General features: G+C 38.6%; 27 protein-coding genes, 1 tRNA gene and 1 CRISPR repeat array. Of the genes, 18 read left to right on the forward strand and 10 right to left on the reverse strand.

The features are described 5' to 3' along the window. Nucleotides 1-10 precede the first annotated feature (10 nt). The 9 genes from nuoB to PFJ30894_RS05815 all read left to right on the forward strand — a co-directional run bounded on the left by nuoB (nucleotide 11) and on the right by PFJ30894_RS05815 (nucleotide 10,331). Entirely contained in the window at nucleotides 11-733 is a 723-nt protein-coding gene (gene nuoB, locus PFJ30894_RS05775) for an NADH-quinone oxidoreductase subunit NuoB (protein WP_021718869.1), read from the forward strand. Nucleotides 734-800: 67 nt separating this feature from the next. Then, entirely contained in the window at nucleotides 801-1,286 is a 486-nt protein-coding gene (locus tag PFJ30894_RS05780) for an N-acetyltransferase (RefSeq protein ID WP_021718868.1), read from the forward strand. A gap of 238 nt (nucleotides 1,287-1,524) precedes the next feature. Next, a complete protein-coding gene (gene dpaL / locus PFJ30894_RS05785; RefSeq protein WP_125669249.1) occupies nucleotides 1,525-2,727 on the forward strand; it encodes a diaminopropionate ammonia-lyase in 1,203 nt (400 codons plus the stop codon). A 276-nt stretch (nucleotides 2,728-3,003) separates the two neighbouring features. Then, complete coding sequence (locus PFJ30894_RS12105) at nucleotides 3,004-3,117, forward strand: hypothetical protein (RefSeq protein WP_167457032.1); 114 nt, start codon at nucleotides 3,004-3,006, stop codon at nucleotides 3,115-3,117. Between the two features lie 261 nt (nucleotides 3,118-3,378). After that, nucleotides 3,379-6,567, forward strand: coding sequence for a type II CRISPR RNA-guided endonuclease Cas9 (gene cas9, locus PFJ30894_RS05795; RefSeq protein WP_125669251.1), 3,189 nt, complete (start codon nucleotides 3,379-3,381; stop codon nucleotides 6,565-6,567). An 8-nt stretch (nucleotides 6,568-6,575) separates the two neighbouring features. Next, nucleotides 6,576-7,487 (forward strand): type II CRISPR-associated endonuclease Cas1, encoded by a 912-nt coding sequence (gene cas1 / locus PFJ30894_RS05800; RefSeq protein WP_125669252.1) that lies wholly within the window; start codon nucleotides 6,576-6,578, stop codon nucleotides 7,485-7,487. Nucleotides 7,488-7,497: 10 nt separating this feature from the next. Further along, nucleotides 7,498-7,806 (forward strand): CRISPR-associated endonuclease Cas2, encoded by a 309-nt coding sequence (cas2, locus tag PFJ30894_RS05805; RefSeq protein ID WP_197714985.1) that lies wholly within the window; start codon nucleotides 7,498-7,500, stop codon nucleotides 7,804-7,806. A 10-nt stretch (nucleotides 7,807-7,816) separates the two neighbouring features. Continuing rightward, nucleotides 7,817-8,725 carry a P-loop NTPase family protein gene (locus PFJ30894_RS05810; RefSeq protein ID WP_125669254.1) on the forward strand — a complete coding sequence of 303 codons (909 nt, stop codon included), beginning with the start codon at nucleotides 7,817-7,819 and terminating at the stop codon, nucleotides 8,723-8,725. 234 nt (nucleotides 8,726-8,959) lie between these two features. Beyond that, nucleotides 8,960-9,785: a CRISPR direct-repeat array (repeat unit 36 nt; unit sequence GTTTTAGTACTTTGTAAATTCTTAATGTGATAAAAC). Between the two features lie 81 nt (nucleotides 9,786-9,866). Further along, the gene (locus PFJ30894_RS05815) at nucleotides 9,867-10,331 is read left to right on the forward strand and encodes a low molecular weight protein-tyrosine-phosphatase (RefSeq protein WP_125669255.1); all 465 of its coding nucleotides are present in this window, start codon (nucleotides 9,867-9,869) and stop codon (nucleotides 10,329-10,331) included. Between the two features lie 45 nt (nucleotides 10,332-10,376). Here PFJ30894_RS05815 and PFJ30894_RS05820 read toward each other — a convergent pair whose 3' ends face one another. From PFJ30894_RS05820 to mscL, 4 genes are all read right to left on the reverse strand, one after another. Continuing rightward, the gene (locus tag PFJ30894_RS05820; protein WP_046430141.1) at nucleotides 10,377-11,222 is read right to left on the reverse strand and encodes an alpha/beta fold hydrolase; all 846 of its coding nucleotides are present in this window, start codon (nucleotides 11,220-11,222) and stop codon (nucleotides 10,377-10,379) included. A gap of 112 nt (nucleotides 11,223-11,334) precedes the next feature. Beyond that, the gene (gene brnQ / locus PFJ30894_RS05825) at nucleotides 11,335-12,663 is read right to left on the reverse strand and encodes a branched-chain amino acid transport system II carrier protein (RefSeq protein WP_125669256.1); all 1,329 of its coding nucleotides are present in this window, start codon (nucleotides 12,661-12,663) and stop codon (nucleotides 11,335-11,337) included. A gap of 81 nt (nucleotides 12,664-12,744) precedes the next feature. Then, on the reverse strand, nucleotides 12,745-13,965 hold the full coding sequence (tyrS, locus tag PFJ30894_RS05830; RefSeq protein WP_125669257.1) for a tyrosine--tRNA ligase: 1,221 nt from the start codon (nucleotides 13,963-13,965) through the stop codon (nucleotides 12,745-12,747). Between the two features lie 150 nt (nucleotides 13,966-14,115). After that, nucleotides 14,116-14,547, reverse strand: coding sequence for a large-conductance mechanosensitive channel protein MscL (mscL, locus tag PFJ30894_RS05835; RefSeq protein WP_113077200.1), 432 nt, complete (start codon nucleotides 14,545-14,547; stop codon nucleotides 14,116-14,118). A gap of 137 nt (nucleotides 14,548-14,684) precedes the next feature. Here mscL and PFJ30894_RS05840 point away from each other — a divergent pair, with 137 nt between their 5' ends. Next, nucleotides 14,685-15,020 carry a hypothetical protein gene (locus tag PFJ30894_RS05840; protein ID WP_021718861.1) on the forward strand — a complete coding sequence of 112 codons (336 nt, stop codon included), beginning with the start codon at nucleotides 14,685-14,687 and terminating at the stop codon, nucleotides 15,018-15,020. A gap of 122 nt (nucleotides 15,021-15,142) precedes the next feature. Beyond that, nucleotides 15,143-15,219 (forward strand) — tRNA-Pro (locus tag PFJ30894_RS05845). Between the two features lie 112 nt (nucleotides 15,220-15,331). On the opposite strand, the gene PFJ30894_RS05850 is transcribed toward PFJ30894_RS05845, so the two are convergent. The 6 genes from PFJ30894_RS05850 to PFJ30894_RS05875 all read right to left on the reverse strand — a co-directional run bounded on the left by PFJ30894_RS05850 (nucleotide 15,332) and on the right by PFJ30894_RS05875 (nucleotide 20,005). Further along, the gene (locus PFJ30894_RS05850) at nucleotides 15,332-16,558 is read right to left on the reverse strand and encodes a tyrosine-type recombinase/integrase (protein ID WP_125669258.1); all 1,227 of its coding nucleotides are present in this window, start codon (nucleotides 16,556-16,558) and stop codon (nucleotides 15,332-15,334) included. A 150-nt stretch (nucleotides 16,559-16,708) separates the two neighbouring features. Continuing rightward, on the reverse strand, nucleotides 16,709-17,956 hold the full coding sequence (locus tag PFJ30894_RS05855) for an AbiH family protein (protein WP_125669259.1): 1,248 nt from the start codon (nucleotides 17,954-17,956) through the stop codon (nucleotides 16,709-16,711). Nucleotides 17,957-17,977: 21 nt separating this feature from the next. Next, nucleotides 17,978-18,376, reverse strand: a complete 399-nt coding sequence (locus PFJ30894_RS05860; RefSeq protein ID WP_331852187.1) for a LexA family protein — start codon at nucleotides 18,374-18,376, stop codon at nucleotides 17,978-17,980. 3 nt (nucleotides 18,377-18,379) lie between these two features. Beyond that, nucleotides 18,380-19,330, reverse strand: coding sequence for a hypothetical protein (locus PFJ30894_RS05865; RefSeq protein ID WP_125669261.1), 951 nt, complete (start codon nucleotides 19,328-19,330; stop codon nucleotides 18,380-18,382). A 68-nt stretch (nucleotides 19,331-19,398) separates the two neighbouring features. After that, nucleotides 19,399-19,605, reverse strand: a complete 207-nt coding sequence (locus tag PFJ30894_RS05870) for a hypothetical protein (protein WP_125669262.1) — start codon at nucleotides 19,603-19,605, stop codon at nucleotides 19,399-19,401. Next, nucleotides 19,598-20,005, reverse strand: a complete 408-nt coding sequence (locus PFJ30894_RS05875) for a helix-turn-helix domain-containing protein (protein WP_125669263.1) — start codon at nucleotides 20,003-20,005, stop codon at nucleotides 19,598-19,600. Before PFJ30894_RS05875 ends, PFJ30894_RS05870 begins: the two co-directional genes overlap by 8 nt. Nucleotides 20,006-20,158: 153 nt before the next feature. On the opposite strand from PFJ30894_RS05875, the gene PFJ30894_RS05880 reads away from it, so the two are divergent. From PFJ30894_RS05880 to PFJ30894_RS05910, 7 genes are all read left to right on the forward strand, one after another. Then, nucleotides 20,159-20,353: a helix-turn-helix transcriptional regulator gene (locus tag PFJ30894_RS05880; RefSeq protein WP_197714986.1), complete on the forward strand. Its 195-nt coding sequence runs from the start codon at nucleotides 20,159-20,161 to the stop codon at nucleotides 20,351-20,353. Between the two features lie 43 nt (nucleotides 20,354-20,396). Further along, nucleotides 20,397-20,621: a hypothetical protein gene (locus PFJ30894_RS05885; RefSeq protein ID WP_125669265.1), complete on the forward strand. Its 225-nt coding sequence runs from the start codon at nucleotides 20,397-20,399 to the stop codon at nucleotides 20,619-20,621. Between the two features lie 3 nt (nucleotides 20,622-20,624). Further along, nucleotides 20,625-20,906 carry a hypothetical protein gene (locus PFJ30894_RS05890; protein WP_125669266.1) on the forward strand — a complete coding sequence of 94 codons (282 nt, stop codon included), beginning with the start codon at nucleotides 20,625-20,627 and terminating at the stop codon, nucleotides 20,904-20,906. A gap of 2 nt (nucleotides 20,907-20,908) precedes the next feature. Further along, nucleotides 20,909-21,115 carry a hypothetical protein gene (locus tag PFJ30894_RS05895; RefSeq protein ID WP_125669267.1) on the forward strand — a complete coding sequence of 69 codons (207 nt, stop codon included), beginning with the start codon at nucleotides 20,909-20,911 and terminating at the stop codon, nucleotides 21,113-21,115. 321 nt (nucleotides 21,116-21,436) lie between these two features. Further along, on the forward strand, nucleotides 21,437-21,922 hold the full coding sequence (locus PFJ30894_RS05900; RefSeq protein WP_125669268.1) for a hypothetical protein: 486 nt from the start codon (nucleotides 21,437-21,439) through the stop codon (nucleotides 21,920-21,922). Beyond that, the gene (locus PFJ30894_RS05905) at nucleotides 21,919-23,076 is read left to right on the forward strand and encodes a DUF2800 domain-containing protein (protein WP_125669269.1); all 1,158 of its coding nucleotides are present in this window, start codon (nucleotides 21,919-21,921) and stop codon (nucleotides 23,074-23,076) included. The genes PFJ30894_RS05900 and PFJ30894_RS05905 overlap by 4 nt, the downstream gene beginning before the upstream one ends. Before the next feature lie 14 nt (nucleotides 23,077-23,090). Then, complete coding sequence (locus tag PFJ30894_RS05910) at nucleotides 23,091-23,648, forward strand: DUF2815 family protein (protein WP_125669270.1); 558 nt, start codon at nucleotides 23,091-23,093, stop codon at nucleotides 23,646-23,648. The last annotated feature ends 3 nt before the right edge of the window (nucleotides 23,649-23,651 follow it).

A 23,651-nucleotide genomic window follows, 5' to 3' on the forward strand; every position in this document is an offset into this window, starting at 1 on the left:
AGGAACAATAATGCTTAAATTGTTACAGGGGATTTTGGCGAATAAGATAACAACAGAAGATGTAACGACCAGCGGTGCTCCAAGAATGCGGGGACAACTGACTTGTGGAACTGACTGTAATGGCTGTGCAAAATGTGCGGCTGTTTGCCCGACTGGTGCTGTTGCGCTGTGTGATGGCAAACCAGTATTGGATTATAAACGCTGCCTTTTTTGCGGTAAATGTGTAGAAGCGTGTGCTGCAGGTGCGCTGCTGCATACTGATATTGATACTTTGCCGGAGATATTGACAGATGTACAGATGACCATAGAACGAGAGATCAGGGCCAAGCTGGGGCGTTCACTGCATGTACGGCATTTGGATGCCGGCAGCTGTAATGCCTGCGATTTTGAAATGGGTGCGTTGAGTAATCCGCTGTATGATCTGCATCGTTTTGGTATTGCTTTTGTGGCTTCACCGCGACATGCTGATATGATAATGGTTACAGGCGTGGTAACACGTAATTTGGCGCAGGCAGTGCAAATGACTTATGAAGCAATGGAAGAACCGAAGCTGGTAATGGCCTGTGGTGCCTGTGCTGCCAGCGGAGGAACGTATGGGTCTACCTATGCTATTGTCGGTGCATTGGATAAAGTATTGCCGGTAGACATAGCTGTGCCAGGCTGTCCGCCAAGACCGTCGGCTATGCTTATTGCTTTGACAGCGGCTGCCGACTTGCTAAAAAAACGTTTATAAAAATATATTGTGTTTACGGCTCAATAATGGTAATATTGAGAAAATACAAAATGAAAGGAGTGCGCCCATGGTTATTTATCGCTCTGCTACTTTTGATGATGTAGAGAAGCTTCATAAACTGCTCAATGATTATGCTGCCGAAGGCCTGATGCTGCCGCGTTCGCGTAATTCCATCTATGAAAATCTGCGCGATTACGTGGTGGCCGTTGAGAACAATCATGTGATTGGCTGCGGCGCACTGCACTTTGTTTGGGATCGTCTGGCTGAGATTCGTTCTTTAGCTGTTGATCCTGAACGTAAAACACAGGGAATTGGACGAAAAATGGTTGAACTGCTGGAAGCTGAAGGCATTGAACGCGGAGTGAAGATGTTCTTTACCCTTACTTATCAGCCGGGATTTTTTGCAAAATGTGATTATATCGAAACGGCGAAAGAAAAGCTCCCGCAGAAGGTTTGGAAAGAATGTGTATATTGCCCGCAATATCCGTATTGCAACGAATTGGCCTTTGTCAAAACGACCGTTGATTATGAACCCGGCGACATAATGTTCTAGATCAGGTATCGTTTGCTGCAAGCTGAAGGTGCTGCGGTGAACAGGAATGCAGAATTTTCCGGAGGAAGTCGACATAATTATAAAGGCTTTTTGGTGAATAAATACTGCTATTTGTGTTTGCATATTATAGGCTGCCGGAGCGGCAGAATTTGATATTGGTTAAATGATGAGAATGTCGTGATGGTAACTTCTGTCGCGGCATTTTTTATAATGTTAACTGATGTGCAGGGAGGAAACTATGGAAAAAGCAAGGTTTAAGTGGGTGCTGCGTGAGCGCAACCGGAAAATTGCAGCGAAAACGGAAGTTTTTACTGAGCAGCAGGCACGTCGAGTGCGGAGTTTTCACAGCAGTTTCAAAGAGTATAGTCCAACACCGCTGATAGAACTTACCAGTCTGGCGCAGCATTTGGGTATCAAAAACCTTTTTGTCAAAGATGAATCCTATCGCTTTGGACTCAATGCTTTTAAAGTTCTGGGCGGCAGTTTTGCTATTGGTAGTTATATCGCTAATGAATTAGGTGAAGATATAGATGATTTACCTTATATGCGTCTGGTCTCAGATGAGGTGCTCAGTTTGTTGGGGAGCAAAACATTTATTACAACTACTGACGGTAATCATGGGCGTGGTGTTGCCTGGACAGCCAACAGATTGAAGCAGCAGGCTATAGTTTATATGCCTCAGGGCTCTGCGGCAGAACGTCTGGCCAATATTCGTGCCGAAGGTGCGCAGGCCGAAATCACAGATATGAACTATGACGATACAGTACGATATACCAGTGAGCTGGCACAGAAAAACGGCTGGATCATTGTACAGGATACAGCTTGGGATGGGTATACAAGGATACCTCTGTGGATCATGCAGGGCTATATGACAATGGCTTTGGAAGCGTATGAGCAGCTGCCGGTCAAGCCTACGCATATCTTTTTGCAGGCCGGGGTCGGCTCTTTGGCAGGTTCTGTACAGGGATTTTTTGCTGATATTTATGGCAGTTCCTGCCCGCTGACTTTTATAGTTGAACCCAAAGGGGCCGATTGCCTTTATCAGACAGCCGCGGCAAATGACGGCAGCTTGCATAGTGTAACAGGCCGTCTTGAGACGATTATGGCTGGACTGGCCTGTGGAGAGCCAAACAGTATTGCTTGGGAAATACTTGGAAATTTGAGCGATGGTTTTATCAGCTGTCCTGATTATACCGCTGCTCAGGGAATGCGTATTTTGGGAAATCCGCTGGCGGGTGATACGAAAGTCAGTGCAGGTGAAAGCGGTGCGGCGACCGTGGGACTGGTGGCAGAAGCCATGCGCGACGAGCGCTTAAGTGATCTGAAACAGGCCTTGCAGCTGGACGAAAACTCGGTGGTGTTGTGCTTCAATACCGAAGGCGATACTGATAAAGAAAATTATCGTCGTATCGTTTGGGACGGAGCTTACAGCAGGGAATAGTGGAAGATTGAATAATAAAATATGGTTTTGGAAACTGGCGCTTGAAGGCGCCAGTTTTTATTATGTCTTAAGACTGTTGAGACCGAAGGTAGAAATAAAAAAACACTCGCTATGCGGGGGGAAAGCTTAATCAAAGGTATTACCAAAGTTATAATGTAGAGTGTTCAAGCCTACAAAATAACAGGAAAGAGGTAGTAACTTATGGCAGAATGTTTAGCACATAGTAAGTGGGTATGCAAGTAGCATATAGTTTTTATCACAAAATATATGAGAAAGATGATTTGCAATGAATTACGAGAGGATATAAAGGAGATAATAAAAGATTTATGTAACTGGAAGGGTATAAAAATAATAGAAGGACAGATGATGGCATATCAATCAACGGCTTGAATGAAGTAAAATACAGTGACATTAAGGCGATGGCAGTAATAAGACCTAATAGACCTTTGGCATACCACTCTTTTTTTGAATGGCATTTATTTGCTTTTAATAATAGATATTTTTTGGGCAATAATTGTGGAGTATTTGGAAAAACTGAAGAGCAAATAAAACATAAATAATAAGTCACTAATTTTTGAGGAGGAATTTTAAATCAGTCGTAGAATTTATTAAATATTTAGATAATTAATTCAAGCTAGGAGTAGAATTGATATGGAATTGAAATTAGGTTTGGATATTGGTGTAGCGTCTGTTGGCTGGGGAATTATTGATGAGAACTATAATGTTATAGACAGTGGTGTAAGATTGTTTCCAGAAGGCAGTGCAGAAGAAAATTTAACCAGGAGAACAATGCGCAGCAGTCGTCGACGTATACGAAGGATGCATCATCGTTTGCAGCGGATGAGAATTTTATTATCCAATACATTAGCAATAAATTTTCCTGAACCTCAAGGGAATATTTATGAAATAAGAAGCCGTGGCTTGCAGGAACTGTTAAGCAGGGAAGAACTGTTTTTAGCTGTCATGCATTTAACTAAAAGGCGCGGTACGCATTTTTTAACTGCAGAAGATATCGAGGGGAAAAATAACAACGGTAAAAGTACAGAAGAAATACTTGCTGAACAGGAAGCCTGTTTGGCTAAAAAGTATGTTTGTGAAATACAATATGAAAGATATTTGACTGATAATGGAAAAGTACGTGGAATAGAAAATAGATTTCGTAATAAAGATTACCTAAGAGAATTAGAGCAGCTTTTAGCTGTTCAAAGTAAGTTTTATGATGAAATAGAAAAAAATGCAGATGCGATTTTAGAAATTTATAAATCAAAAAGAGAGTACTATGAAGGTCCTGGTAGTGAGAAAAGTCCTACTCCTTATGGACGTTATCGTTATGATGAAAATGGTAATGTGATAAAAATAGACTTGATAGATCTGATGCGTGGAAGATGCACTTATTTCCCCGATGAGAAACGTATAGCTAAAGGGGCATACACTGCTTGCCTATTTAATTTGCTTAATGATTTAAATAATTTAAAAGTTGGCGAAAGAAAGCTAACAGAAGATGAAAAAAAATATTTTGTTAAAGAATTTATTGATAAAGGCAAAAATATTACTTTAAAAATAATTGCTAAAAAAGTTGTTAAAGATGAAAATGAGATCACGGGATATAGGATAGATAAAAATAATAAGCCGTTATTTACGGAATTCAAACAATATAAAAGCATCTTGAAAATATATCAAGCTTTTGATAAAGCAGATTATGCAGAGGGTAATCTTGATTTATGTGATAATATCAGCGAAATTTTAACTCGTTTAAAATCGGTAGAAGAAAGAAAAATTGCACTGATGAATTACGGTATCGAAAAAGAGATTGCACAGGAACTGTCAAAAGTATCAGGCTTTACTGAATATCATTCCTTATCTAAAAAAGCTATGGATTTGATTATGGGTGATTTATGGGCAACTGATAAAAATCAAATGCAGATTTTTTATGATGCTGGGATGACAGAGGTCAATAAAAATGACTATATTGGTGAAGAAATAAAATTTGATGGTAGCGATTGGATAGTTTCTCCTATTACTAAGCGTGCTGTGGCTGAAAGTGTAAAGGTAATTAATGCAGCCAGAAAATTGGTGCGAAGAAAATATGGACAGGAATTCAGCCATATAATAATCGAAATGGCCAGAGAAAAAAACAGCGCTGAGGAGAAGCAGAACAAACAAAAAATACAAAGAATAAATGAAGAACGTGGTAATGCTATTAGAGAATTGACCTTAGGTAAAAAAATCACACCACGTCAATTTGAGATCATAGGTTTATTAAAAGAGCAGGATATGAAATGTGCCTATTCCGGAAAATCGGTATCGTTAACGCAAGTATATGAGAATATGTTGGAAGTAGATCATATAATTCCAAGATCTTTATCTTTTGATAACTCGCGGAACAATAAAGTGGCTGTATTGGTAAGTGAGAATCAGAAAAAAGGCCAGCGCACACCGTTTCAATATTTAAACAGTGGCGCAGGCGCTATTACTTATGCTGATTACAAAGCAATGGTTTTAAAGAATAATAGTTATTCAGCAAGGAAAAAGGCTAACTTATTGTATGAAGAAGCACCTGAAAAGGAATTGCGCGGTTTTATAAACCGAAATTTAGTTGATACAAGATATGCTTGCAGAGAAGTATTGAATATGCTGCAAAATTATTTTAACGCTAACGAAATAAATACCAAAGTAAAAGTGGTTAATGGCTCGTTTACGTTTGATTTTCGTAAAAAAGCCAAGCTAGATAAAGATAGAGATGCAACTTATGCTCATCATGCACAGGATGCATTGATCGTTGCCGGATTGTTTAATACTGATTTAATAAAAAAAATTAATAGTATAATTAAAATGTCAGATAGTTTTTTAGATGAAAAAAAGACTATCATATTTGACAATGGAATGGTGGTCAACACTGTTACAGGTGAGTTTGTTAGCGAAGCCGATTTCTCTGCTAATAAATATATTCAATTTATCAAGCAAATAGAATTGCGACCGCAAAAGTATTCTCATAAAGTTGATAGGAAGCCTAACAGGCAATTATATGATCAACAGATAAAATCTACAAGGACTTGTTTGAACGCAAAAGGCAAAGAGGAGATATATGTTGTAACTAAATATAAAAACATTTATACAGTTGGGCTGGGAAGCTGCGGTGATAAATTAAAGAAGCGTATTTTAGAAAAGCCGGAAAGCTTGTTAATGTACCGTAACGACCAAGAAACATTTAAAAAATTTAGAGAAATAGTCGATTTTTATAATGACGCTAAAAATCCTTTTGCTGAATATTTTAAAGAACACGGGCCCATCAAGAAATTTGCAAAAAAGGATAATGGACCGGAGATTTTTGATGTAAAGTTTTTGGATGGGCGTTTAGGTGTGCACAGAATCAACAGTCGGCAGCAAGGTAAAAATAAGTCGGTTTATTTGCAAATTAAGTCTTTTCGAGTGGATATTTATCAAGAAGGTGAACAGTATAAATTTGTAAATGTGCCTTATGATATGTTGAAATTTTCTTCCGGGGTATACAAAATAGATATGGAAAAATATCTGCAATCAAAACAAAATAAAAAAATCACGAAACAGGCTATATTTTTATTTTCACTTTATCATGGTGAAGTCTTTAGCTATGAGAAAGAAGGAGTAAAGTATTGGTGGCAATTTAGCTGTTTGAATAATGATACTAGTAATGTGATAGAGGTTAAGTATATTGATAAACCATCTCCTGCTGCAACACAAGGAAAAAGAATGATCACCATCGGGAGTAAGATCAAAAATATGAAAAAATATCATGTTGATGTTTTAGGTAATATTTATCCGGCTAGTAAAGAGATATTACAAACGGAAATAAAGTTGTAGGTGCAACTATGGGTTGGAGAACGCTGTATATCGAAGATAGTCATAAAGTTTCGCTATATTTGAATAACCTGAAAGTGGAAAACGGTGTTGAGCAGTATGTTGTGCCCATTGCCGATATTGATACGGTGATTTTTAACAATTATAAGATGTATATGACCGTGCAGTTATTATGTAAGTTGAGTCAGAATAATGTTTGTGTGATAGTTTGTGAAAAAAATGGTTTACCTGAACTTATGATAAATCCTATAGCCGGCAATTTTTCGGCATTTAGGCAGCAGGAATTGCAGTTGAATCTGGATGATGGCTGGCGAGGGTTGTTGTGGCAAACTATCATCAAAGGTAAAATTGCTAATCAGGCAGAAGTTTTAGAATGTTTTTCTGCAGATATGCAGGCGATAGAATATTTACTGGCTTTTGAAGAACAGGTAGATTTGGATGATGTTACCAATAGAGAGGGGGTGGCTGCTAAAGTTTATTTTAGATCGCTTTTTGGTGAATTATTTATTCGCGAACGAAATGCTGCTGATTCAATAAACATTGCGTTAAATTACGGATATGCTATTATTCGATCTATGCTGGCTCGTTCTGTTGTGGCAAAAGGGTTATTGCCAACGCTTGGGATCAAACATCGCAATCCATATAATCATTTTAATTTAGTTGATGATTTTATCGAACCTTATCGTCCATTGATTGATCAGTGGGTCTACAGTAATATCTATGAACCATCACAGCCTTTTGCACGAGAGAAACGCTTGGGATTAATTGAAGCGTTAACAGGAAAAATCATTTATGATAACAAAAAATATTGCGTAGCTCAGTCAATGAATATTTATATTGATAGCATCATCAATTTCATGAAAACGGGTGAGGAGAATTTGATAAAAATGCCGAATGTAAGATTTGTGAAAGAGAATGAGTGATTATAGATTCATGAGGATATTATTATTTTTTGATTTGCCCGTTGATGATGCTATAGCCGTAAGACGGTATACTAGATTCAGAAAATTGCTTATCCAATCCGGCTATCAAATGCTGCAGTACTCTGTTTATTGTAAGATATGCCCTAATCGCGACACTGTAAAATGGCATATGGACTATTTAACAAAACACTTACCATCCGATGGTTCTATTATGGTGTTGATGGTAACAGAAAAACAATATCAGTCTATTCAGCATTTGGTTGGTACTAAAAAAGCTTTGGATAAAAAAATAACTACAGCAAGATTGCTGAAATTTTGAGAGGTTATTTATGGATGGGATGCTTTTACTGGAAGGTTATAAATTAAAGCAAGCTGTATATTTAAATTTGCAGAAACATACTATTTTTATTACTCATTCTGATTATTATACACCGGTAGTTATGTTTGATTTACTGGAACGTTATTTTGGCAAAAAAGATTTTTCGGAGAAGTATTTGCAAAGCAATATCCAAATAAGCTTAAATAACGATAAACTAATGCCAACAGATTATATTGTTTACAGAATAAAACCGGTGATAGATTTAGAAGCTGAGACTAAAATAGTTAAAAAAAGCGTTTTAGGACAATTTTTAGAACAAAAGTATCGTGATCAAGAAGATGTGTTTCAAAGTGTAAGCGAAACCATGGAAACTGAGATATTAGCGAAAATCAATAATACATTAACAGCTTATGGAATGAAAATGTGTTGCCAGGAGCAGAATATTTTTAACTTTGCTAAGATGTTAACGTTAAACTGTTATGTAGAAAACGAAGAAATTTTGTTCAAGGAGCATAGTCAATATCAAGCGAAGAAATTTTTTCTTGATTTAATAAGCAAGCTGGTAACAGAAAAACCAAAGCTATTGTTATTTGAATTGCCTGAATATGGATTAGATGATAGTGAAATAAAAGCTTTGTTTCATAGCTTAATAAATGTTGATAATATCGAAAATGTACTGATCTATACTAATTCTAAAGAAATACTTGAATATGTAAGGGATATCTATGCGTATCATATTATAAAAGCTGGGAGTATATTGGGTTTTGATGATTACGATGAAATGGAACTGTTAATTTCTGATAAATTTTATAATGGAAAAAGCAAGGAGCAGTTGCTGGATGAGTTATTAAAAGCTGTATTCAACGAAACAGAGTATAATGAAAAATTTGGTGATATCGACAAGTTATTTCGGAAATAAGATTGACAAAACTATAAAACAGGTTATAATAAAAGTATCACATTTATTGCATTAAGAATTTACAAATCCTACTAAAACAAGACTTTATGTCGAAATCACATTCCTTTAGGAATGGCAAAAAATAATGTTGTATTTTAAACCATAGCAATTTCGATTTTGGTCGGATTTGTCTATGTTTTTTTTGTTTAAAACTGTCATATTAGGAATGTATAAGGGCATATAACCGTTGTTGAGGTTTTAGTACTTTGTAAATTCTTAATGTGATAAAACAAAGTAAGAATCATAGTAGTTTTGTTAGACGTTTTAGTACTTTGTAAATTCTTAATGTGATAAAACTCGAGCGTTGCAGGATCATTCAAACGGTTGGTTTTAGTACTTTGTAAATTCTTAATGTGATAAAACGTTTCACCTCGTTTCTATTAAAAGTATAACGTTTTAGTACTTTGTAAATTCTTAATGTGATAAAACATTTTCGAGACGACAACCGATGCATTGTTTGTTTTAGTACTTTGTAAATTCTTAATGTGATAAAACTTCTCGTCCTGAACAGTAAGAGAGGGCATGGTTTTAGTACTTTGTAAATTCTTAATGTGATAAAACTTGTCAAGTATTTTTTTGAAAAATCGCAAAGTTTTAGTACTTTGTAAATTCTTAATGTGATAAAACCGCTCTTGCTCGTGCTAAAGATAGTACTTTGTTTTAGTACTTTGTAAATTCTTAATGTGATAAAACATATGGAGTTAGCGTATAACTTTGATGAACGTTTTAGTACTTTGTAAATTCTTAATGTGATAAAACTTGTCTGTGTTGACGCAACAATCGCATCTGTTTTAGTACTTTGTAAATTCTTAATGTGATAAAACCTACTTTGTCCGGAAACGGAGAAGCGGCAGTTTTAGTACTTTGTAAATTCTTAATGTGATAAAACCCGTAAGAGATTCAGACCTTTTGAATAATAGTTTTAGTACTTTGTAAATTCTTAATGTGATAAAACAGTTCCTCTTCCCAATCTTTACCCTTTTTGGTTTTAGTACTTTGTAAATTCTTAATGTGATAGAACTCGGAAACTTTTTGATGATGAATATGATTAGTAGAGGTTATGGTTGTCAATACATTGTTTTGCAGAACTTGAGGAGGTTTTATGGAACGAACTCATCGTATCATGTTTGTTTGTCACGGTAATATCTGTCGTTCGCCAATGGCAGAATTTTTGCTGAAGGACATGATCAAAAAAGAAGGGCTTGCGGACAGGTTTGTGATTGCATCGGCAGGTACAAGCAGGGAAGAAATAGGTAATCCTGTGCATCAGGGAACACGTAAAAAACTGGCGCAGGATCATATCAGTGCGGCGGGTAAATACGCTGTGCAGCTTACCAAAGAAGATTATGAAAAATATGATCTTATTTTGGGTATGGATCGTGCCAATATCAGTAATATTCTGCGGATCATAGGCAGTGACCCGCAGGAAAAGGTGCATCGTCTGCTGGATTTTACCGAGTTGCCGCGTGACATTGCTGATCCCTGGTATACTGGTGATTTTGAAATTACGTATGCGGAGATCAAAGCGGGATGCGCAGCATTGCTGAAGCACTTGCGCCGATTTTAAAAAGTTAAAGGCTCCCGAATTTTCGGGAGCCTTTTGTTTTTTTAGTTAAACATTCTGGGGCAGACAGTCTTTGATAAAATCACTGACTGTTTGATTGAATTTTTCTGCTTCTTCATAAAAGAGCATATGACCGCTTTCTGTAAAAGCTACAAATTTACCATTGGGGATTAGAGACGTCAGGTAAGTGCCCTGCTTGATTCCCCAGGCAAAAACAGGTCCGTCGGCGTTGACGACCAGCGTGGGAACAGTTATTGTTGGCAGAACGTTAGTGAAATCTGTTGCAATATAGTCGCTGTAGATGGCTGCTGAGAGCCAGGGCGGCAGCTTGCGGAATTCTTCAATTACCCAGTCTGTGCCGGCTGGTCGTTTGCCGTCTTTAAAAATTGCGTTTGCAAAAAATTCAAAATATTCTTCCCGTTCGTTGACCAATCGGTTGACCTGTGCATTGAACCCTTCCATATTGTAGTTGCGCAAACCCTGACTGTTCCATTCTTCAGGACTGAAAGGGAATGGCGTCATATCTATCAGCCCCAGACCGATCAGATTGCTGTCGGTTTTATATTGCTGCCAATAGGAAAGCACTGTAGGTCCGCCTAAAGACCAGCCCATGAGGATAAAATTTTTCAGACCCAGAAATTCAGAAAGTTCGCGGATATCCTGTGCGTAACGGGCAACGATTTGGCCCTGCAGACCTTTGGAGGATTTGCCGTGCCCGCGGTTATCCATAACTATTACCTGAAAGTGCTTGGAAAGTTCTGGAATATTGTGCTGCCAAAATCTGGAAGAACACTGCCAGCCATGTACAAGAAAAAGTGGCTGACCTTTACCATGAACTTCATAATAAAGATGCGCCTGGTCTGAGGTAGTAAAAAAGCCGTTCGTCTGTGTCATAATATCACACTCCTTTTCTTTATTATAACTCTTTTCCTGCTTGATAGATGCTGTTTTATTTGTGAAATAAAAATGCGCAGTTAAAAAAACTGCGCATAAATTTGAAAATGGATTATTTAGTTTGTGCTGGAACCAGAAGTTTCCAAAGCAATCCTAATAAAGCGCCACAGACTGAAGGTACGATCCAGCCGAAGCCGTCGGCATAAAGGGGGATTGTGTTGCCAAGTATGGTTTCTAAGGCTGAAAGTTTGATACCTGCTGCCTTTAGTCCATCCAGCAAGGCAAAAATAGTTGTAAAGAACAGGCAGCAGCGATAAACTCGTTTATCGCCATGGAAAAGCTTAGAGGTTACTCCCAACAGAACTAAAGCAATAATAATCGGATAAAGGGCGCAGAGAATAGGTATCGAAAAAGAGATGATATTAGTCAGACCAACGTTGGAAACAGCAAAGCTGAAAACACAGATCGCCACTACAAACCTCTGGTATTGGACCTGTTCGTGTGTTACTTTGGTAAAATAAGAGGCTGCAGAAGCTGTCAGGCCAATACTTGTGGTCAGACAGGCAAAAAAGATCATTAGACATAAAACAACATTGCCGGCCGCACCAAGATAATAGTTGGCGATATCAGCTAAAGCTACACCGCCGTTAGGAGAAATTCCAAGAATGCTGACGCTGGTAGCGCCGGTATAAGCCAATGCTACATAAATAAGAGCTAGGAAAAATGCTGCGATCAAACCGGAGTAGACACAGATTTTTGTCAGCAGACGGTCATCGGTGATACCCTTGAGTTTAATGGCATTGATGACGGTTGCGCCGAAGAGAAGCGTCGCCAGAAGATCCATTGTGTTATAACCATCCTGAAAGCCGCTGAGAAAAGGAAGGTTTATATAACTGCCTGTTGCCGGCTGCATAGGACCCATTGGAGCAAGCAGAACGTTGATGATAAGTACAGCCAGACTTAATAGCAGCATTGGCGTTAAAACTTTTCCAAGCCAGTCTACCAGTTTAGATGGATTTATAGATAAGACATAGGTTACGATGAAAAAGAAAAGCGAATAAATAGCCAAACCTGCGGTATAGTAGTCTTCAGGGACAAAAGGTCTGATACCGACGTCATAAGACACCGCACCTGTACGAGGAATCGCAAACAACGGGCCGATCGTCAGTACTGCCAGCATAACTATGATTTTGGCAAAGTTCGGATGAACAGGATCTGCCAGGGCATTGGGGTTATCGTTTTTAGTTAGTGCCATAGCAATAATACCCAAAAGCGGCATACCTACGCCGGTAACGCAGAAGCCAATCGCAGCTGACCAGAAATGGTCGCCTGCGGCTTGGCCTAATGCCGGTGGAAAGATTAGATTGCCGGCACCGAAAAAGGACGAAAAGAGCATCAACCCTACTGGTAAGATTTCCCAAAACGTCAGGTTCTGTTTCATAAAAAGTCTCCCATCGTGAATAGATATAAAATTCTGATAATTCTACTATTAAGTAAAGGCTGCCCTCAGGCAGCCTTTAAATTACTGGATGATGAGGCGGAAATACTTCTTTTTACCCTTACGGATAAGCAGGCTTTTTTCTGCATCAAACATTGAAGGCGCAAAGCTTGCCTCAGGATCGGACACTGTATTTTCGCCAATATAAAGTCCGCCTTGCTGGATCATTTGCCGGGCTTCACGTTTACTGCTGAATATTTTACCTGAGGTTAAAACATCAATTATTTTACCTTCTGCATCAGCAGCAGTGATTTCAATAGTCGGGACATCGGTAAGTGCGCCGCCTCCTCCAAACAGTGCTTCAGCAGCCTGTTGTGCTTTTTCAGCTTCAGCTTCTCCGTGTACCAGCTTTGTTACCTCATAAGCCAGAACTTTTTTTGCTTCGTTGATCTCAGCATCCTGCAGGGAGCTTAAGCGGCGTACTTCTTCCATAGGCAGGAAGGTAAGGAGTGACAGGCAGTTTTCAACGTCGCTGTCGTCGATATTACGCCAGTATTGGTAGAAATCATATGGTGAAGTCTTTTCTGGATCGAGCCACAGGGCTCCTTTTTCTGTTTTGCCCATTTTGCGTCCATCGCTGGTAGTAAGTAATTTACAGGTCATGCAGTATGCTGGTTTCTGTTCTTTGCGGCGAATCAGTTCAACGCCGGCCAGCATATTGGACCATTGGTCATCACCGCCGAGCTGCATGATACAGCCGTGTTTTTTAAACAGCTGCAGGAAGTCATAAGACTGCATGATCATATAGTTGAATTCGAAGAAAGACAGGCCTTTTTCCAAACGTTTTTTAAAGCATTCCGCTGTCAGCATACGGTTTACTGAGAAATGTACACCGACATCGCGCAGCAGTTCGATATAATTCAGTTCAAGCAGCCAGTCGGCGTTGTTGACCATAATAGCCTGGCCTTCAGAAAAATCGATAAAGCGTGCCATCTGTTTTTTAAAGCAGGCTATGTTATGAGAGATAAATTCAGGAGTCAGCATTTTACGCATATCGTCTTTGCCGCTGGGGTCGCCAACCATACCGGTCCCGCCTCCTAAAAGACAGATTGGACGATGTCCGGCACGCTGCATATGGCTCATAACCATCAAAGCAATAAAATGACCTACATGCAGGCTGTCGGCTGTGGGGTCGAAACCAATATAAAAAGTGATTTTTTCCTTTTCCAGCAGCTCTTTGATCTCATCTTCGTGGGAGAGTTGCTTTAAAAAACCACGTTCCTTTAATACGTCATAAACGGACATGAAATAACCTCCTAATATTACTGAAAACTTCCTCGTGATAAAGTGAAGAAGCAAATCTTCTAAACATTATACAACGAATGGGCTGGTTTCGCAAATAAGAAAAGACGCTTCCTGAAAGAAGCGCCTTTGATGCACAAAAATGAATTGTTTTTATAATTGCGAAGTACAGTGCGGGCAACGGGTCGCATCGTCAGCGATTGCAGTTTTGCAGAAGGGGCATAAACGCGGTTCTGGAGCCGGAGCCGGCGGAGGCGTAAGCCTGTTGATTTGTTTGATCAGTACAAAAATAGCAAAAGCAATGATCAGGAAATTAACGATAGTATTTATAAAAAGACCGTAGGCTAAAATAGGGGCATGTGCATCCTGAGCAGCCTTTAAAGTATCGTAATGCTGTCCGTTCAGGCTGATGAATAGTCCGGAAAAATCTACTTTGCCAAATAAGAGACTCAAAGGGGGCATAATAATATTATCTACTAAAGACGATGTTATTTTGCCGAAGGCGCCGCCGATAACAACGCCGACTGCCAGATCGATAACATTTCCGCGCATAGCAAATTTTTTAAACTCTTCAAAAAAAGACATATTAACAACTCCCATCATAAATTCAAAATATTTTATATATATTCGCTTTAAGTTATAATAATCCTGCCGGCTTGACTGCAAATCGTCAATAATTTATAATAATTCTGTAACAATTAGGCAGTGAAGGAGGGAAAACCATGAGAGATGACTTAGTAGTACCAGGCGAGCATGAGGAAAATTTTGTACTGGCTAAAGATGCGCGTGTAGTTACAGTGCCGTTTACTCCGCTGGAACAGCGTATGGCTAAAGAAAAGCCGTATCTGATGGAAGGCCTTGCCAAATTGAAAGAGATCTTGGGAGAAGACAGTTTCAAACGCTTGATCAGTAATGTGCATAATATCAATTTGAGCGGACCGAGAATCATGCTGGTCGCCGATAATGAGCTGCACCGTACTAATATCGAACGCGAATGTCTGCCTGCTATCGCAGAAGCATTCAACGTTACTAATATTCGTGTAGTTACACAAGGCTGATGTCTGAAAAGCTTCTCTGGCAGCAGGGAAGCTTTTTATTTTAAAAATATAAAAAATATCATTGACAAACTATTTGTTATTTTATATAATATTCACGTTGCAGTAAGTGATGTAACTTAAGTCGGGGCGTGGCGCAGTTTGGTAGCGCGCTTGTTTCGGGTACAAGAGGCCGTGAGTTCGAATCTCGCCGCCCCGACCACTTAAAAAGTTAGCCGCAGAGCGTATCTGCGGCTTTTTTATTTTTCTTGAAATATGTCTAAAAAGTGGTCTGTCAACAATTTTGTCAACAATAATAGTTAAGTGTATCTAAGCTAAGATAAAAATTGTTGTATATTTTCTCCGTATTTTTGCATAGCTTTGGCATGCGTGTCTTTAAGAGGTGTTGCGTAAGTTACTCTGGTAAATTCTGCATCAGAATGGCCAAGCAATTCTGATATGTCTGCCATACTTACACCCTGATCGCGCATATTGGCGCCGAGAGAATGACGGAAGTCGTGAATTCTCATACCGGCAAGGTGTGGCTGCTCCTTAAATAGCTCCTGCATTTTTTCGTTTTGTTCTTTGAATTTTCGCCAGCGGCGTTCTATAAAATCTTTGATGTGAGGACGACCATCTTCGGGAAAAACGTATAATAAATTAAGACTATTCTGCCATGCTGGATCAGAATGAGTTGGATCAAGTTTTCCATCCCGTATAAGCTCCATTCTTTGCTTAAGAGCATTTTTATGACAAGATTTGATGAATCCCATGTACTTTGCTATTTCTCGCCATACAAAGGGTAGGAAAGGTACAAAACGCTCTGATGTTCTGGTTTTTAGAGGTGCAAGTGTTGGGATACCATCAATACGCAATAAGTTATGTTTTACCTGTACACCTGATTCAGAAAGATATTGTAATTCAACACCGCAGATCTCTGATATTCGTAACCCGCAAAAACCTGCAAGCAGACAGGGGATATAAAGATCAGCATAAGCCTCTTTTTTTACGATGTCTAATATTTTCAATAAATATGACAGCTCTGCGTGGATTCCTTTAGGCCCCGGTTTCGGTGGTAACTTTAATCGTCTGGCAGGTGATTTTACTATAATGTCATTATCCGCTGCCCAGGTAAACGCTGAACGTAAAAAGGATAGCTCTTCACGGATAGTTTGCTGTGAAAGTTTATTGTCTTTGTGCAGCCACTGACGATAAGCCTCGACATCAAAGACATCCACTTTTTGAATTTCTTTTGAACCTAAGGGCTGCTTGGCTACACGGTTTTTAGCTGCGGTATATTGTGTCCGTGTAGCAGGCCTTATTTCTATCTTAGTATCAATGAATTTTTCTAAGAGAGCAGTTACAGATATTTTTTCCGGCTTTATATAGATCCGTTGCTTGATTGCTACTCGAGCTTCTGCTTCAGCATCTAATGCTTCTTTCGATGTTAAGTAACCGGTAGTAGACCATATTTTTTCGTACCTGCCATTTGGCAATTTCTGACCGGTACTGATTACATAATAATATGGCTTTTTTCGTCCTGCTTTTTTTACGATAGACATAAAAAATCAGCTCCTTTACTGTAATTTGAGTATGCAGTAGCAGAGCTGATGTGCTATAATATTTATAGTAATCAGCTCGCTTGCGACGAAGTGGGGCAATTACGTTGACCGTTCGGTGTTGGTAGCACCGGGCGGTCTTTTTTGCAACTTTTAGTATGGATTAATGTTTTGCATGGTACGATTAAAACTACCTTCTTCAAATTTAATAAAATCGTTTTCTATTAATTCGGAGAATTTTTGATAGCCTAATATTGCGGCTAAATTTTTCATTAAATTTATTCTATTATCATCTGAATGATAATAGATAGTTGTAGTCATGTTTTGCAAAGTTATAAGCTCATTTAAAATAAATCTGTCACTTAAAGTTAATGAATGGCCAATTACATATAAATTATGTTCTAGATTTGGGTTATAATAAACTGAATCAGCACGAAATCTTGACTTAATATCATTGATCCATTTTCTAAAATTTTTATTACATTCTTTAGAAGCTCGTTGAAAATATTTTCTAAAAGGGGTAAACATTGGGTCGATTGTTTCACTATTCTCATCAATTCCTAATACTAAATTATCATTTTCGTTTTTGCAAGCTTCGCCATGAATAAAACAGACTTCAATATTGTCTGACTGTTTGTAATTTCTTAATGTATTAGTGTAATTGAAAGTTAGTAACTTAATATCCTTTTTATCTAACAGGTTGTTTATAAAACTTATTTTAGGACATGGTAATTCATTAACTATTCCAGATAGATAAAGCTCAAAGCATTTTGTGAAAATTTCCAACTGTTTTAAAATAAACGTTACGATGTCTTCAAAAGACAAGAAGATTGTATTACATGTAGTAGTTATGGCTATTGTTGCTTCGAAATTAAACTGGGGATTTGGTGAACCTATCGTTAATATTATAAAATAATGTTTTCCTTTGTAGTTTATGCTGTGCTGGTTAATTCGAACATCGAGTGAATAAAGTAATTTTGAATTTTTTTTGCAATAATTTACTATTGCCATTTCTAAAAAATTTAGATTAATTGAATCAGAAAAATTGGCGTTTAATAAACCAAGTGCTCTATGTTCATCTACCTTTGCTTTTATTATTTCCAGTTGTTTAACAAGATATTCAATTTCTTTCTCAAAATCACACCAATTTTGATTTGATGTTGTTTTATTGTGAAAATAATCATACCATATATTATTTATATTATTATGAAAACACAACTCTTTAATATTATTTAAAAGATCCTTATTCGAAGGATTTTTAACAAAAGGGTCAAGTATTGTTGAAGGACTAGTTGCATAATTATTAGGGTGAATTTTTTCTAGAAAATCCAAAAAATCTTTGTATGTTGTTGGTAGTTTATGAGCAAGGTCAAAACCGTTACCTATCAATAAAATATCCATCGTTACACCTCTCAATTAGTTTTAAACAATATCATCTTGAAAAGCTATCGCTTTACCTAAAATTCTGAACTGGTTAAAGTCAGATATCTTATAACGTAAAGGTTTTACTCGTGGATTTTCTGTGCGAAGCTCAATGCAGTCATCATCGATGTAGACACGTTTCAATGTAACAGAATCGTTTATAGATACGGCCGCTATTTCACCGTTCTCAACTTCTGGTTGTTGGTGGATGAATACAATATCATCATCATAAATACGCGCCCCTACCATGCTGTCTCCTTCAGCTCGCAAGCAGAAGCGTGAACGGTTCCGTTGCATTGCACATAGCCGCCAAAAACTTCCTCTGACATTATGGGTTTCCCGCAGGCGATCTTGCCCAGCCGGGAAATCTTTTTCTATATTTCTGAAAACTTTTAAAATAAACTAGGCTATGAATACTTTGCAAATAATAAATATTAACAAAATAACGGTACAACGGGTCAAAACTGAAAATTCTGGGGATTTAAACATAAGGTATACCCCATAAGGCCAAAACAATATAAGCATAGCCCATATAAAAGTTTTGCTTTTACCGTTGTAGGTAAAAGATTTTTTTTGCATCTGGGCGTCTATTTTCCGTTCAACTACGCCTTCATCTGTTTCTGAACAGGCGTTAGTAACGGATGAATTGTGAAACACCGGTAACGACACGTTATTATTAATGTCCTCGGGTATAAGGCCCGAATCAATTAAATGTTGTTTTGCGTTTTTAAATATAGTTGTTTTTGTACTGCCGCCATAGTACTCTGAGTTACCTGTTCGAAGAGTACCAAAAAAGCGCATATCTTCCCCGGTGTAATTGTTTATTAAAGACGAAACCATTTTTCGATCCGTCATAGCGTCGGTCGCAAATTCATAAAAAAAATTTTTGTAGGGAGATTTATTTAGGTTAGATTCTCTATCGTTAGAAAGGTGTCGATATACGCAGAATATGAAAAAAGCTAATTTGTCAATTTCAGATAATTGTGCGAAAACCAAGTTGTACATTGCTTTTTTTCCGGTATAATTTGAAAAAACTATGTCTTTTTCATCTGCGAATTCCATCAACCCTGCTTTAGGCGGATCACTATCACGGTCTAATTTTTGACTAATAATAGCCTGTAAATCCATGGCTGTCATTTCTGGTAAAATTGCATAGCCAAGGGACTTTGCTAGATTTATTTGTTTATCAGATGGTGGCTGCGGTAAAATTTCAATCGTATCTGCGGGTTCGTAGTCCATAGTAACTAATTTATCATTTATTTCGTTCTCTGAGCGAGCCCAGACTTTTATTGTTCGAATACGATTTGTTGGTTTATATTTTGCTTTTATTTTAAATAGTGTTCTATTGAGCATAAAGCACCTCGAGATTTTTGTTTAAAAGTGCATTTGGGAATGGATAAGCGACCCGGACTTAAAGCTATTTATTTATGCCTTTGCGCTTCAATTTCGTCAACACAAAGGTTCTTACCACAATCTTTTTCATAATGCTCCTGCTCATGCAGGTAAGTTTTCATGTTAGATTCCCTCGTTAAGCGGGCATTCAAGATGAAAATTGCCTCTCCATCAATATCTTCTCTAACAAAGCCTCGAACGTCGTGAGGCAAGTCATATAAGATAGTTCTACTCATTGAGATCGTCTTCCTCTTTGGCTTTTTGGTAATCAATAAATTTCATAACTTCTTTAATGCTTTCGGGTTTTAGTTTTTTGGTAGCGTCAAATAACACTTTGTATTGAGGATTATCATAAATTTCCTGTGCCATTTTTGCTGCTTCAGGATTGAGGTAATAGCTCCTCCGTGTTTCATTTTCCTCTAAAAGGTAGCTCTTGGGGCAATTGAATATTGATGATAATTTTTCTATTATACCCATTCGTGGTAGAGCTTTTTTTAAAAGCCATTTACCAACGGTAGATTCGCTAACTTGCAGCATTTCGGCAAGTTCACTTTGGTTTATTTTGTTTTCATCCAATAAGCCTCTCAATTTTTTGGCGAAAATTTCTTGAGTTTTTACTATATCTTCTTGCGTCATAGTTTACTCCTCCTAAATTTCTTGATTTTATTATAGACTAAAATTCTAAGAAAAACAACCAAGAAATCTAAAAATATAGAATTATTTTCTAAAAGTTATTGACACTAGAATTATTTTCTAGTAAACTTAGCTATGTAAAGGAGGAATGTAATAATGATAAAAATTTCATTAAAAGCGGCGAGAGTAAATTCTGGATTAGGTATTTTAGATGCTGCACCTAAGATTGGCGTGGGAAAAGATACCCTAATAAAATGGGAGAGAAATCCAGAGCTTGTTAGTCCCATATTCCAAAAAAAGATATCAGAAGTATATAAATTGCCAATCGATATGATTTTTTTTGGGATATAACTAGAATTAAATTCTATAAAGTGAAAGGTGGGAGCTGAAAACTATGCCAAGACCAACTAAAAAAGAGCAGCGGGAGCGAGCTTTAAAGCAAGTGCCGCGCCGTATGCTCTATCCAATTAATGAGGTACGAATATTGCTGTGTTGCGGAAATGAATTTTTACAGCAGCTTTTTGATGAAGGGCGGTTATCTTATGTATTGCGCGGGAAATATCGCTATGTGACTCAAAAAGCCATTGATAATTATTTGTTAGATGAGGAGGTGAAGTAGCTAATGCCAGAACAACTGCCCAAGGAAATATTTAATCTGATATCAGACAGGGCCGGGGCAATAAAATGCGTCGAAGCTTATACCAAAGTGATCCTGTTTTGCGCGGGTAAAATTCCGGCGTACATCTTAGACGACTTGTTTGATTCAGCAAACTCTTTTAATAACAACGTAAAATCCCTGGAACTTGAATTAAGCAGTAACGGTTATGCTTTTGACCAGCTGGAGCGGCTGACGGATATGGTCATTGCCGCTGAAAAAGAAAAATACCACATTGGAGGTGAGTAGTTATGACGGATCAAGAAATCATCAAAAAACTGCTGCAACGGATAGAAGCACGGTTTTTGATAGCCGAATCGAGTGAATCCATGTTTGGAAAAAAGGCTGCTGCCGGTTTTTGGAAGGAGTACAACATACTGCTGGATTTTGCCTTTGAAATTGGCTGCGCAGATCTGTGGTACAAAAGATTGAAAGAATTGTGGAGGACTAACCCATGAAAACATTAGGGATTTATATTTGGTACTTTTTTGCTGAGAGTGAAATTTTTCCGAAGATCCTGATAGCCGCATCACTGATCATCTTTGGAATGTTTTTAGAAAGGGCGTGGTGAGATGTGGAAAGAGTTAGGTTATCAAATTGCGGTAATTGCTATCGGAACCTGGTTTGGTGTATTTGCCGGCTTATGGCTCTGGTGCAAAATGAATTAAAGAAAAGAGCCATCAGCACGGCAATGCTGACAGCTCAGGGTTAATACATTGGTCGTGAACAACCTGTATTGCCTACATTATAGCATAATTTTGAAAGTGAGGAAAAATAATATGGATATCAATGTAAATGTTAACGTGAAATTTGAGGAAACTCCGGCACTTATTAATTGTTTTAGTGCTTTTAGTACTGCGCTGCAGGCTATGGTAGGTACCTTAGCAATGGCTACCACTACTGTCCACACTGTTGCTGAAGATACTGCACCAGCAAAAAGCAGCAGGAAAAATTCAAAAGCTGCAAAAGCTATTCCAGCTATTGATGCTGTTACCGAACCTGTGCCGGCGGCCAAAGATGAAAGCGCATCCGCACCAGCGGTTATAGCAGAACAAACCGCAGCTGTTACGCCGGAGCCAGATAAAGAAGTGGAAAAGGTTCTTACTATGGATGATGTTAAGGCTGCCTGCATGGATTTTATCAAAAAGAATCCTGATAAAAAAGCCAAGCTGGCCGAATGTTTCCAAAAGGTAGGTGGTACTAAGTTATCCGATACCCCTGCTGAAAAATATGCTGAGCTGCTCGAGCTGGTGAAAGGGCTATGAGTGATCATGCCTTTTTAAGTGCGTCAGGCAGTAGTAAATGGTTAAGCTGTCCGCCATCGGCAAGACTGGAAAGCCATTTCCCCGATAAAGGCAGCGAGTATGCAGCAGAAGGTACTCTGGCCCATGAGCTGGCAGAGATCCGGTTACGGTACATGAATCTTGAAATTTTGCAGGTTGAGTATGAAAAAAGATTGCAAGCAGTAGAGGCTGATCCGAGATATTCCGCAAGTATGAACGACTATATTTCTGACTACGTAGATACTGTATGGGAACGCTATTCAGGTTTAAAAGTTCAAAACAATGGGCAAGCCTATCTGTTTATAGAACAGAAACTCGATTTCAGTCCCTGGGTACCGGAGGGATTTGGCACCGGTGATGTGATCATCATTGCCGGTGACACTATTGAGGTGATTGACCTGAAATACGGCAAGGGCGTACCTGTTTCGGCTGAAAATAATTCGCAAATGCGTTTATATGGTCTTGGAGCTTACAATAATTTTGGTCTGTTATACGATTTTAAAAATGTTTCTATGACGATCGTGCAGCCAAGATTAGACGATATCAGCTCTGAAACGCTGACGCTTAATGAATTGCTTGCCTGGGGCGAAGCTGTAAAAGGAACTGCCCAAATGGCGATGAAAGGCGAAGGCGAATACCGTGCTGGTGATCATTGCAGGTTTTGCAGGGCTGCGGCTACCTGTAGACATTTGGCAGATTACAATCTTGAAATTGCTAAATATGAATTTGCTGAAGCCGACTTGCTTTCAGATACTGAAGTTTCCGATATCTTGCTGCGCGCCGGAGCTTTTACGAAGTGGATAGATGCCCTGCAAAAACATGCACTTGATGCAGCCGTCAATAATGGGAAGAAGTGGCCTGGCATGAAACTGGTTGAGGGACGCAGTAACCGTAAAATTACTGATCCTGAGATTCTGGCGGAAATTCTGCGCAATGAGGGCTATGCGAATGAAACTATTTATAAACCAACAGAACTTCGTAGTCTTACAGAGCTGGAAGCACTGGCCGGGAAAAAGAAATTTAGTGAACTGGCGGTGGGCCTTATCGAAAAGCCGCCGGGAAAACCAACATTAGTAACTGAACAAGATAAACGCCCGGAGTGGGCACCTGAAGAATCTATTATCGCACTATTTTAGGAGGAATGATTATTATGGCAAAAACACAAATCACTACAGGCAGAGTTAGATTTTCTTATTTGAATGCTTTTCATCCGCGGGCAGATAAGCAGGGCGTGGAAAAATACAGCGTGATGCTTTTGATCCCCAAATCTGATAAGGTGACTTTGGCAAAAATGAAAGAAGCTATCCAAGCTGCGAAAGATACTTGGGTAACAAAAGGGAAAAAATTGCCGGCACAGCTAAAATCAACCTTGCATGATGGCGACAGCTTAAATCCAAGCGGTGATCCGTATGGTCCTGAATGTGCAGGGCACTATGTGATGAACGTTTCCAGTACCAGAAAGCCGGTTGTGGTTTATGCCGACAGAACACAGATTACCGAAGAATCAGAAATCTATAGCGGTTGCTATGGCCGGGCCATTATTAACTTCTTTGTTTACGACAGCCAGGGTAATCGCGGCGTATCCGCAGGGCTTATGGGAATTATGAAATTGTCGGATGGTGAGCCGCTCGGCGGCGGGATCGTTCGAGATGAAGATTGGGATGACGGTTTTGATGATTCGTCCGATGCGGATGATCTGTTAGGTTAAGCG

It is taken from the genome of Phascolarctobacterium faecium (assembly GCF_003945365.1).
Lineage (GTDB): Bacteria > Bacillota > Negativicutes > Acidaminococcales > Acidaminococcaceae > Phascolarctobacterium > Phascolarctobacterium faecium.